Genomic DNA, 11716 nt, shown 5'->3' on the forward strand with positions numbered 1-11716 from the left:
TAAGTTGCCGCGGCAGCGGCAACATAATCGCATGAAATCACTCGAAAAACATAGATTTAGAGCGTTACGCTGAAAGCATAACGCTCTAAATCCCGCCACAAGCGCCGCCGTCCCTGCGGAACCTCAATCGCGCGCCGGAAAATTCATCTAAAAAACAATAACGATCTTATTAAACACTATCAGGCTATTTTTCTGTTATAAGTTGTATTATTTCAACACAGACCGTCAATTTGAAATTATTTTGTTGACGGATACGTCTTTCGGTTGTACTGATAATCGCAGTTCACCGGAGGTTGTGATGAAATTACTTATTTTTGGTTCGTTTATTGAAAATAAAGACATATTGACCACCTTCTTCAAATCGAAGCTGGTCGTCGTCGATGAAACATCCGAAGCCGAAGAGGCTCTCGATCTGGCCCGCTTCTACGATTACGATGCCGTGCTGCTCCGCATCACCGACACACGGCCCGCCGAGATCGAATTGATCAGGCGTCTGCGTATCGGCGGCTTGCGCTGCCCGATCGTTGCGGTCGCCCATAGCCTCGGCGAAGCCGGGCGGTTGCGTGTCCTCGAAGCCGGGGTCGACGATCTGATCGTCAGCGCCACCTCACAGGAGGAAATCTTCCTCCGGGTGCAAAACCAGGTGCGCCGCAGCCGGGGTTTTCAAAGCCCCTCGCTGGTTCTCGGCAATATCGAAATCAACATGAACGCCAAAAAAATCTTCGTCGGCGCGCATGAGGTCACGCTCACCAAAAAAGAATATCAGATCGTCGAAATCCTCGCCCTGCGCAAAGGCTGCGTCCTGAGCAAGGAAGCCATCCTCGATCATCTCTACGGCGGCCTCGATGAGCCCAACCCCAAGATCATCGACGTCTTTATTTGCAAGATCCGCAAAAAACTCCTGGCCATGGGCGCCGACGACCTGATCGAGACCAACTGGGGCCGCGGTTACATGGTCGTCGAGAAACGCGCCGCCGATCCGGCCAACCCGATCACAGCGAACCCGGAGACCGACATCACCGATTCACGGCTGACCACCGGCATGTTCCTCAGGGTCGGAACCTGAACCGACCCGCCAGGGCAACACCAACCATTCTCCCTGGCGCCGAATCGCCTCAGTCCGCGCTGTCCACCGCGGCCGGACTATCCTGCACCACCGCCGGCTTGGCATGGATTTCCGCCATCTTCTGCTCGACATGGCGAGAAAACACATAATCCGCCGGCCGCTGATGATCGAGCGGAATATCGGCCGCCATCGCACCCTCGGTCTTGATGCCCTGGATCGCGAGTTTCACCATCTTCCATGGCCGCTTGACCGAATCGACCACCGCCGTCGCCTCGAAACCGGAATGAACCATGCAATCGGCGCATTTCTCATAATTGCCAACGCCGTATTTGTCCCAATCGGTCGTCTCCATCAACTCCCGATACGTCTTGGCGTAACCTTCTCCAAGCAGATAGCAGGGCCGCTGCCAGCCGAACACATTGCGGGTCGGATTGCCCCAGGGCGTGCATTTATAGGTCTGGTTGCCCGCCAGGAAATCCAGAAACAAAGGCGATTGATTGAATTTCCACGCCCGCCCGCGCGCCTTGCGCTCCTTGCCGTAGCGAAAGATCGCCCGGAACAACTCCTTGGTCCGCTGGCGGTTCAGAAAATGCTCCTGATCCGGCGCCCGCTCATAGGCATAACCCGGCGAGGTCATCACCCCATCGACGCCGATCTCATTGACGACATCCAAAAACGTCGCGACCCGCGCCGGATCGGTGCCATCGAACAGCGTGCAGTTGATCGAGACCCGGAACCCCCTGGCCTTGGCGAGCTTGATCGCCGCAACCGCACGATCGTAAACCCCGTCCTGACTCACTGCCTTGTCATGCATCTGCTTGTCGCCATCCAGATGAATGTCCCAGCAGAAATTCTTGTGCGGCTTGTACTGGTCGATCTTCTTTTCAAGCAGCAGCGCATTGGTGCATAAATAAATGAACTTGCCCCGCGCCAGAATTTTCTCGACGATCTCGGGCATCTCCTTATGCAGCAACGGCTCGCCCCCCGCGATCGCCACCACCGGCGCACCGCATTCGTCAACCGCCTCCAGCGCATCCGCGACCGACAAACGCTGATTGAGAATCGGCGCCGGATAATCAATCTTGCCGCAGCCCGAACAGGCGAGATTGCAGCGGAACAGCGGTTCCAACATCAGCACCAGCGGATAACGCTTCCGCCCGGTGAGGTGCTGCTTGAGCACGTAGGACCCGACCTTGATCGCCTGATTTAGCGGCACGCCCATAAACTAACTCCTGAAACCTGAAACCCGATAGACGACCCAAGAACCCGTTTGGTCAGTCGTCGCTCACTTCGCTCGGCAGTTTGAACCGCACGTCTTCCGGCGTGCCGGCCAGCATCTCGACCTCGATCGAGCCGAACCGCTTCAAACCCTCGAGCACGCCGCGCACCAGAACCTCCGGCGCCGAAGCCCCGGCGGTCACGCCCACCGTCGTGATCCCCTCGAACCACGCCGCCTCCAGATGCCCCGCATCATCGATCAAATAGGAAGGCCGGCCCAGTTCCGCCCCGATCTCACGCAGCCGGTTCGAATTGGATGAATTACGGCTGCCCACCACCAAAATAAGCTCGACCTGCTCGGCCAGATGCCGCACGGCTTCCTGCCGGTTCTGTGTCGCATAACAAATATCGCGCACATCCGGCCCGGTGATGGTCGGAAACCGCGCGATCAGCGCCGCGATGATGCCCCGCGTATCATCGACCGACAATGTGGTCTGCGTGATATAAGATAGCATGTCCGGTTTCTCGACCGTGAGGGTCGCGACATCCTCGACCGTCTGGACCAGATAGACCTGTCCATCGATCTGTCCGATCGTCCCCTCGACCTCGGCGTGACCGGCATGACCGATCAAAATGATCTCCCGCCCCTGCCCGGCATAGCGCCGTCCCTCGGAATGCACCTTGGCCACCAGCGGGCAGGTCGCATCGATCACCGGCAAATTCCGGTCCGCTGCGGCCTTCTGCACCACGCGCGCCACCCCATGCGCCGAAAACACCGTGATCGCGCCGTCCGGCACCTCACTGATCTCATCGACGAACACCGCCCCGCGCGCCCGCAGATCCTCAACCACATGACGATTATGCACAATTTCATGGCGCACATAAATCGGCGGCCCGAACTTCACCAAGGCGCGCTCGACGATCTCGATCGCCCGCTCCACCCCGGCACAGAATCCGCGCGGCTGTGCCAGCACGACCTTCATCGCCGGCAGCAAACCTGGCTCGGCCGCCTGGCCGCCCTGGTCGGTCGGGATAACGAAACTGTCCATCGAGCTGTCGCCCTTTCGAGATCGCGCTGAAAATGACCGATCGGCACCGCCCCGCGGCGTCACCACTCCTACGGAGCGAGTGACACTAAGTCATCGCGCCGTGATTCCGCAAGGCCCGATGCCGCAACGCAACGCCGCCTCCCGCATCCGCCATCCCGCCTGTTGCCGATTTGCCATGCTCACTGACCAATCCAGCACCGCAGTTTCATTCCGCCGGCGTTCGGCTTATGTTTAAGTTTGATAACGGTATCGGTCCAGCCCGCCTATGGCGATGACCGCGCCCTGTGGTTCAGATGCACATGACGATTCGTAAAGGACAGTGAACATGAAACCCTACCGCAGCAGCAATCGTTCGGAGTGCCATGCCGAGGGCCGCATCTGATGCCGCCCCGCACCCCGCTGCTCGACCGGGTAAAAACGCCGGCCGATCTGCGTAATCTCTCCGCCGAACAACTCCGTCAACTCGCCGATGAGCTCCGCGCCGAAACGATCGACACCGTCTCCGTCACCGGTGGTCACCTCGGGGCCTCGCTCGGCGTGGTCGAACTCACCGTCGCCCTCCACGCGGTGTTCGACACCCCGCGCGATCGCCTGATCTGGGACGTCGGCCACCAGGCCTACCCCCATAAAATCCTCACCGGACGGCGCGATCGTATCCGCACGCTCCGCCAGCCGGGTGGATTGTCCGGCTTCACCCGCCGCTCGGAGAGCGAATACGACCCGTTCGGCGCCGCCCATTCCTCGACCTCGATCTCCGCCGGCCTCGGCATGGCGATCGCGCGCGACCTCAAGGGCGAAACGCCCAAGCGCAACGTCATCGCCGTGATCGGCGACGGCGCGATGAGCGCGGGCATGGCCTATGAGGCGATGAATAATGCCGGCGCCAGCAAATCCCGCCTGATCGTGATCCTCAACGACAACGACATGTCGATCGCCCCGCCGGTCGGCGCCATGAGCGCCTATCTCTCCCGCCTGATCTCCTCGCGCAGCTTCCTCAACTTGCGCGAATTCGCCGCCCGCATGGCCAAGCGCTTCCCCCGCACACTGGAGCGCACCGCCAAGCGCGCCGAGGAATACGCCCGCGGCATTCTCACCGGCGGCACGCTGTTCGAGGAACTCGGCTTTTACTATGTCGGCCCGATCGACGGCCATAATCTCGACCATCTGCTGCCGGTCCTGCGCAATCTGCGCGATTTCGAGGGCGACGAGCCGATCCTGCTCCATGTCGTCACACAGAAGGGCAAGGGCTACGCCCCCGCCGAGGCCTCGGCCGACAAATACCACGGGGTTTCGAAATTCAACGTCGTCACCGGCGAACAGGCCAAGGCGCCGCCCGGCCCGCCGTCCTACACCAAGGTGTTCGCCAACGCCCTGATCGCCGAAGCCGAGGTCAACCCCGCCATCGTCACCATCACCGCCGCCATGCCCGGCGGCACCGGGCTCGATGTGTTCGCCAAGCGCTTCCCCACGCGGACCTTCGATGTCGGCATCGCCGAACAGCACGCCGTCACCTTCGCCGCCGGCATGGCGACCGAGGGCATGGCGCCGTTCTGCGCGATCTATTCCACCTTCCTCCAGCGCGGCTACGACCAGGTGGTGCACGACGTCGCCCTGCAATCCCTGCCGGTCCGCTTCGCGATGGACCGCGCCGGCATGGTCGGCGCCGATGGCGCAACCCATGCGGGCGTATACGATCTCGCCTTCCTCGGCTGCCTGCCGGGATTCGTGATCATGGCGCCGTCCGACGAGGTCGAATTGATGGATTGCGTCGCCACCGCCGCCATTATCGACGATCGCCCCTCCGCCTTCCGCTACCCGCGCGGCGAAGGCATCGGCCTTGAGCTACCCTCCCGCGGCACACCCTGGGAGATCGGCAAGGGCCGCCTGATCCGCGAGGGCAGCAGCGTCGCCATCCTCGCGCTCGGCCCACGCCTGCACGATGCGCTGAAAGCCGCCGACGAACTCACCGCCCGCGGCTTTACCACCAGCGTGGCCGATGCCCGCTTCATGAAGCCGCTCGATACCGGCCTGATCGACCAGCTCGCCCGCCATCACGAGGTGCTGATCACCATCGAGGACGGCGCCGCCGGCGGCTTCGGCGCCGCCGTGGCGCATCATCTGGCCTGGAGCGGCGCGCTCGACCATGGGCTGCGGTTCCGCCCGATGACCTTGCCGGACCGCTATATCGACCACAACACCCCCGCCGCCCAGCTGATCGACGCGGGGCTCACCGCGAAGGACATCGTCGCCCATGCCCTCGCCGCACTCGGTCGTCGCAACCCTGCCGAGAAGGATCATGGCTCGGTCGCAATTCCCGCACAGTGATCCCATTATCAAAGGCGATGAACCGTCGTATCCTCCTGGCGATGCCGCTCCTTGCGGCCCTGCCTCTCGCGCTTTCCTCGGCACGCGCTGCTGCCGAGGCCGCCGCCGCGCCCGTCACCGACCTTGATGACGCCCTGATCGCCGTGATGAAGGCGGGCAGCGCCGGTGAGAGCTTCACCACGCGCTACGCCCTGCTCAAGCCGGTGGTCGAGCAGAGTTTCGATCTGGGGTCGATCCTCCAGGTTTCGGCCGGGCTGCTCTGGTCGCAGATCCCCGCCGATCAGCAGGCCGAACTGGTGGTTCTGTTCCGCCGTTACACCATCGCGACCTATGTCAGCAGCTTCAACGCCTATAGCGGGCAGCGTTTCGAAACCCTGCCCGGCACCCGCAGCGTTGGGACCCGGCAGATCGTCACCACCGACCTGATCGCGGCCTCAGGCCACAAGACCAAACTCGCCTATGTCATGACCCCCCTCGCGGGCGGCTGGAAAATCACTGATGTGCTGTTCGACGGCACCATCAGCAAAGTCGCCACCCAGCGCTCGGAATTCGACGGGCTGATCGACCCCGGCAACGCCAGCCGGCTGATCACGGCGCTGAAGCGCAAGATCGCCACGCTATCCGGCGGCGCGCTCAAGGGCTGATCGTGGTCGCGATCCTCCCCGCGATCGCCGATCTGCTCTGCATCGCCGGCCTTGCCCAGCAAGCGCTCGGCACGGTGGCGATCACCCGTGCGCGGCCCGCGCCCAACACCCCGGCCGCGACCGCCCCGGTCACGATCCTCAAGCCCCTGCACGGCAACGAGGCCTTGCTGGACATCGCGCTGGAATCTTTTTTTCTGCTCGACTATCCGCGGTTCCAGCTGGTGTTCGGCGCGGCGGACCCGGCCGATCCGGCGCTCGCGATCGTCGCCGCCCTGCGCCGGCGCTACCCGCTCGTCGATGTCGCCGTGGTCACCGGCCCCACCCCGCCCGGCCGCAACCGGAAAATCGCCAATCTGATGGCCATGCTCCCCGCCGCGCGCCATCACCTGCTGGTAATCTCGGATGCCGACATGCATGTCGCCCCCGATTTTCTGCGTGCCGTCGTCACCCGCCTGACCCAACCCGGCACTGGCCTCGTCACGACGCTCTACACCGGGCTGCCGTCGAGCACGGCGCTGCCCAGCGTTCTCGGGGCGATGCAGATCAATCATTCGTTCCTGCCCGGCGCCGCTCTCGCGCGCCGCCTCGGCCGGCAGGATTGCCTGGGCGCCACGATGGCGCTCAGCCGAACCACGCTCGACACGGTCGGCGGTTTCCCGGCCCTGCTGGATCATCTCGCCGATGACAACGTGCTGGGACAGCGCATCCGGGCTGCGGGTCGAACAATCGCCATGGCGCCGACCATCCCCGCCACCACAGTAACCGAAACGACCCTCCCCGCGCTGATCCGCCATGAACTGCGGTGGGCGCGCACCATCCGCGCTCTGGTGCCGGGGGCCTACTGGGGATTGATCGTGCAATTTCCGCTGTTTTGGGCGGTTGTCGCGCTGGTTCTGGCCGGTGTTCCAACCGGAGGCTGGATCGCCCTCGCCCTCGCCGCCGGCCTTCGCTACGCGATCGCCCGCCACCTTGAGCGCCATCTCGGCCTTACCGGCGGCGGCGGCAAATCCCCCGCCCTTGCCAAAACCGCCGCGCCGTGGCTTTTCCTCTTGCGCGACGGTCTTTCAGCGGTCATTTTCGTCGCCAGTTTCTGGAGCGACACAGTCGAGTGGCGGGGGCAGGTGTTGCGGGCCGATTCCGGTCGCGCCACCCCACCGGCATGACCGGTACATAAGTTAGGATCGATGCGATGATGAAGACCCTGTTTCTGCAACCCCCCTCGTTTGATGGGTTCGACGGCGGTGCCGGTTCGCGCTACCAGGCCAAGCGCGAGATCCGCTCGTTCTGGTTCCCCACCTGGCTGGCCCAGCCCGCCGCCCTGATCCCCGGCTCGAAACTGATCGACGCACCGCCCGCCAACCTCGGCATGGCGGATGTGCTGCCCCATTCCAACGCGGCCGATCTGGTGATCATCCACACCTCGACCCCGTCGTTTGCGAACGATGTCAAAGTCGCCGCCGCGATCAAGGCGGAAAACCCGCGCGTGATCATCGGCATGATCGGTGCGAAGGTCGCGGTGCAGGCGCAGGAAAGCCTCGAACAGGGAACCCCGGTTGATTTCGTCGCCCGCAACGAGTTCGACTTCACGATCAAGGAGATTGCCGAGGGTAAGCCCTTTGCCGAGGTCGATGGCATCTCCTACCGCGACGCTGCCGGCACCATCGTTCACAACAAGGATCGCACCATCCTCGAGGACATGGACAGCCTGCCCTTCGTGTCGGATGTCTACAAGCGCGACCTGCGGATGGAGGATTACTTCATCGGCTATCTGCTGCACCCCTATGTCTCGCTCTACACCGGGCGCGGCTGCAAATCGCGCTGCACCTTCTGCCTCTGGCCGCAAACGGTCGGCGGCCATCGCTACCGCACCCGCTCGGTCGAGCACGTCATCGCCGAGGTCAAGCAAATCAAGCGCGACTTCCCGCAGATGAAGGAATTGTTCTTCGACGACGACACCTTCACCGACAATCTGCCCCGCGCCGAAGCGATCGCGCGTGAGCTTGGCAAGCTCGGCGTCACCTGGTCGTGCAACGCCAAGGCCAATGTGCCGCGCGACACGCTGAAAGTGCTGGCCGAGAACGGGTTGCGCCTTCTGCTGGTCGGCTATGAATCCGGCAATCAGCAGATCCTGCATAATATCAAAAAGGGGATGCGGATCGAGGTCGCCCGCCAGTTCACCAAGGATTGCCACGATCTCGGCATCAAAATCCACGGCACTTTCATTCTCGGCCTGCCCGGCGAGAGCCAGGAGACCATCCGCGAGACCATCCAATTCGCCAAGGATATCAATCCACACACTATTCAGGTCTCGCTGGCCGCGCCCTATCCCGGTACATTCCTTTACGATCAGGCGGTGAAAAACGGCTGGCTCGACATCGCCAATGCCGAATTGATCGATGATCACGGCATCCAGATCGCACCGCTGCATTACCCCAACCTGAGCCACACCGAGATTTTTGAAGGCGTCGAGATCTTCTATCGACAGTTTTACTTCCGCGCGCCGAAAATCATGTCGATCGTCAGTGAGATGGTTCGCAGCCCGCAGATGATGAAGCGGCGTCTGCGCGAAGGGGTCGAATTCTACCAGTTCCTCCGCGAGCGCCACGCTGCCTGAACCGACATCCGTCGTCTTCTCGGCCGACGATTTCGGCCTGACCGAGAGCGTCAACGAAGCCGTCGAAATCGCCCACCGGGATGGCCGCCTCGCGCAGGCGAGCCTGATGGTGGCGGGACCGGCGGCGGCGGATGCCGTCGCGCGCGCCAGACGTTTGCCTCACCTCAAGGTCGGACTGCATCTGGTGTTGGTCGAGGGTGATTCGATGCTTGGTCATGCGCGGTTGCCGCACCTGACCACGCCGGACGGACGCTTCGGCTCCGATCAAATCATGCGCGGCTTTCGCTATTTCTTCAGCCCGTCTGCCCGCCGCGAACTCGCCGCCGAAATCCGCGCCCAGTTCGAGGCCTATCGCGCCACCGGCCTCGTGTTGCACCACGCCGATTCACACAAGCACATGCATCTTCACCCCACAGTGGCGGGATTGATGATCGCCGCCGGGCGTGACTTCGCTCTCTCCCGCATCCGGGTTCCTGCTGAGCCCCCGGCGGTCCTTGCGACCTGCGGCACGCTGCCATCCCTGGGTGATCGCGCGCTCTATGCCTGGTCGCGGGTGCTGCGCCGGCAAGTCAGGCGGGCGGGGCTCGACTGCACCGATCATGTGTTCGGGATCAAATGGTCGGGTCACATGACGGCCGAACGCGTGCAGACCCTGCTCGCTCATTTACCGCCGGGCACGAGCGAAATCTATTTCCACCCCGCGACCCGGCAGGACGCTATGCTCGCCGCCCTGATGCCCGGATATCGCCATACCGAGGAACTTCGTGCCCTCCTGATGTCGTGACACGATCCAGCGATACGCCCAATGGCACGTCTATTTAAGTGTAAATTGCCCAACATTGACGCGAAATTGACTCTTGTTAACACGCCCTGGTTGCAATATACCGTTTTCTTGAAAAAAACAATGAGTGATTGAGCGCTTGTTAACCTTTCACTCTTAAAGCTGAATTCCACCCAGGTTCGCATTTGCAAGGAGATTTTTGTGTCACAGACCTCTACCGGCGCCGTCACCGTTACCACAGCAGTTGGCCAGCCGCCGCTTAGTTTTGATGTCAGTTCCAGCCTTGCCAGCCAGATCCAGGGGCAACTCGCCAACGCGATCACCGATGTGGTCGACCTCAATTCGATCTATGTGCCGATCACCGCCAATTCCATCGTTCTGAACAGCGACGGGACGACGAGTTCCGCCCTTCCCGGCGCTGTCACCTCCTCATCGCCGACGGAGGATGTCTACCTGACGGGCACCGTCGTCGCTAGCGGCGGCACCATTACATTGCCCGCGCAGGGAAGCGCCAACGGCTTTTCGGCGCTCATCGCAACCTTCTCGGGCAATGAAACCGTCACCGGCGGAGCCGGCAGCAATCAGCTGGTGGTCACCGGCGCCACCACCAATCTCACCTACGATCCGCAGGGCGGCACCAATCTTGACACGATCTATGGTGGCGGGGGCAACAATAATTTCACGCTCGATGGCACGAATTACACGGTTGTCGTCGCCGCGGGCAGCAACACGATCACCGCCGCCCTGAACGGCGGTGTTTCCAACAGCTACAACACGATCTCGACATCCGGCGGCACCAACGTGATCAATCTCGACGCTGGCACGTCGACCGTCACGTCAGGTGGCACCGATCAGCTGAACATCGCCGATGCCGGCAACCTCGTCACCGTGACCGGCAATTCCAATATCCTCATGACCTCCGCCTCCGGCAGCAATGCCATTGTTGCCTCCGGCAATGATACCATCACCATGCGCGGCACCAGTGACAGCGTGACCGCAAGCGGTGGCTCGAGTGTCCTGGTCAGCGGCACTCTGAACGACGTGACCATGTCCGGCGGCATCAAAGCCATCGCGTACGGCACCGCCAACACCGTGACCGGTACCGCCAGCACGCCGATTGCGGTATTCGGCCAGAATGACGTGGTGAACGGCGGCCAGACCGGCCTACTCTATGCCTATGGCACCGACAATACGATCAACGCGACCGGGTCGGACACCGTGCTTGGCAACGGCATCGCCAACACGATCAACGTGGCGGGCGGCGGCGTTGTGTTCGCGGCCGGCACCAACGATTCGATCATTGCCGGTTCATCGAGCAACGCGTTTCTGGTGCTCGGCGGCAGTGGCGCGAGCGACGCGGCGACTCTCGGGGGATCGTCCTACGCCTTCGCCCAGGGCAACGCTTCGGTCGATGCCGTCGGGACCAACAATTATGTGATCATGACCGGCGGTGCCAACAGCGCCACGCTGAACGGCGGCTCCCTCGCTTTCGTTGTCGCAGGGGCCGACACCATCAACGCAACCGGCGCGACCTACGTGTTCGGCGGCGGCGGCACGCTCGACTTCATGGGTGGCCCCGGGTCGAGCTTCATCGGTCGCGGTACCGGAAGCGTCACCGCAACCGGGGGCAGCGGCGGCATTACCGCCTATGGCGGCTCCAGCGGCGGTAACTCGCTGACCGGTGGCGCGGGCACCAACACACTCTATGGTGAAGGCAGCGGTAACACCCTGGTGGGTGGCAGCGGGACCAACAACCTGATCGCCTCGTCCGGCACCACCACCATGGTTGGCGGCGCAAACGCCACGCTCAACAATTTCGAGTTCACCAACAACACCGCCGCCAGCAGCGATGTGATCAGTGGATTTCGCAGCGGCACGGACAAGATCACCCTGGGCTCCGGCGTCACTCTCACCAGTCAGACCGCCGTCAGCGGTGGCCTCAGCCTGACGCTGAGCGATGGCACGCAAATTTCGATGCAGGGTCTGTCGTCGAACCTTGCCGTCAGCACCTCCGGCTCC

9 protein-coding genes are annotated in these 11716 nt (G+C 62.5%); 7 read left to right on the forward strand and 2 right to left on the reverse strand.

What is annotated here, in order from left to right; all coding sequences use genetic code 11:
- Positions 1 to 298 precede the first annotated feature (298 nt).
- A complete protein-coding gene (locus ACP5E6_RS13070; protein ID WP_427954697.1) occupies positions 299 to 1066 on the forward strand; it encodes a response regulator transcription factor in 768 nt (255 codons plus the stop codon).
- Between the two features lie 49 nt (positions 1067 to 1115).
- On the opposite strand, the gene hpnH is transcribed toward ACP5E6_RS13070, so the two are convergent.
- Together hpnH and ispH are read right to left on the reverse strand one after the other, a co-directional pair.
- Positions 1116 to 2288, reverse strand: a complete 1173-nt coding sequence (hpnH, locus tag ACP5E6_RS13075; protein WP_427954698.1) for an adenosyl-hopene transferase HpnH — start codon at positions 2286 to 2288, stop codon at positions 1116 to 1118.
- 52 nt (positions 2289 to 2340) lie between these two features.
- Positions 2341 to 3267, reverse strand: a complete 927-nt coding sequence (gene ispH / locus ACP5E6_RS13080; protein WP_427954705.1) for a 4-hydroxy-3-methylbut-2-enyl diphosphate reductase — start codon at positions 3265 to 3267, stop codon at positions 2341 to 2343.
- 447 nt (positions 3268 to 3714) lie between these two features.
- On the opposite strand from ispH, the gene dxs reads away from it, so the two are divergent.
- The 6 genes from dxs to ACP5E6_RS13110 all read left to right on the forward strand — a co-directional run.
- The gene (gene dxs / locus ACP5E6_RS13085) at positions 3715 to 5658 is read left to right on the forward strand and encodes a 1-deoxy-D-xylulose-5-phosphate synthase (RefSeq protein WP_427954699.1); all 1944 of its coding nucleotides are present in this window, start codon (positions 3715 to 3717) and stop codon (positions 5656 to 5658) included.
- A gap of 17 nt (positions 5659 to 5675) precedes the next feature.
- On the forward strand, positions 5676 to 6302 hold the full coding sequence (locus tag ACP5E6_RS13090; RefSeq protein WP_427954700.1) for an ABC transporter substrate-binding protein: 627 nt from the start codon (positions 5676 to 5678) through the stop codon (positions 6300 to 6302).
- A gap of 2 nt (positions 6303 to 6304) precedes the next feature.
- The gene (gene hpnI, locus ACP5E6_RS13095) at positions 6305 to 7465 is read left to right on the forward strand and encodes a bacteriohopanetetrol glucosamine biosynthesis glycosyltransferase HpnI (protein ID WP_427954701.1); all 1161 of its coding nucleotides are present in this window, start codon (positions 6305 to 6307) and stop codon (positions 7463 to 7465) included.
- A 26-nt stretch (positions 7466 to 7491) separates the two neighbouring features.
- Entirely contained in the window at positions 7492 to 8916 is a 1425-nt protein-coding gene (hpnJ, locus tag ACP5E6_RS13100) for a hopanoid biosynthesis associated radical SAM protein HpnJ (protein ID WP_427954703.1), read from the forward strand.
- A complete protein-coding gene (hpnK, locus tag ACP5E6_RS13105; RefSeq protein ID WP_427954707.1) occupies positions 8909 to 9700 on the forward strand; it encodes a hopanoid biosynthesis-associated protein HpnK in 792 nt (263 codons plus the stop codon). The genes hpnJ and hpnK overlap by 8 nt, the downstream gene beginning before the upstream one ends.
- Before the next feature lie 198 nt (positions 9701 to 9898).
- Positions 9899 to 11716: beta strand repeat-containing protein (locus ACP5E6_RS13110; protein WP_427954704.1), on the forward strand; the 1818-nt coding region annotated here is incomplete at its 3' end.

This window comes from Acidiphilium sp. (assembly GCF_049977125.1).
Lineage (GTDB): Bacteria > Pseudomonadota > Alphaproteobacteria > Acetobacterales > Acetobacteraceae > Acidiphilium.

Coding starts and splice junctions, on each gene's coding strand:
- ACP5E6_RS13070 (WP_427954697.1), top strand. CDS start 299: ATGAAATTACTTATTTTTGGTTCGTTTATTGAAAATAAAGACATATTG.
- hpnH (WP_427954698.1), bottom strand. CDS start 2,288: ATGGGCGTGCCGCTAAATCAGGCGATCAAGGTCGGGTCCTACGTGCTC.
- ispH (WP_427954705.1), bottom strand. CDS start 3,267: ATGAAGGTCGTGCTGGCACAGCCGCGCGGATTCTGTGCCGGGGTGGAG.
- dxs (WP_427954699.1), top strand. CDS start 3,715: ATGCCGCCCCGCACCCCGCTGCTCGACCGGGTAAAAACGCCGGCCGAT.
- ACP5E6_RS13090 (WP_427954700.1), top strand. CDS start 5,676: ATGAACCGTCGTATCCTCCTGGCGATGCCGCTCCTTGCGGCCCTGCCT.
- hpnJ (WP_427954703.1), top strand. CDS start 7,492: ATGATGAAGACCCTGTTTCTGCAACCCCCCTCGTTTGATGGGTTCGAC.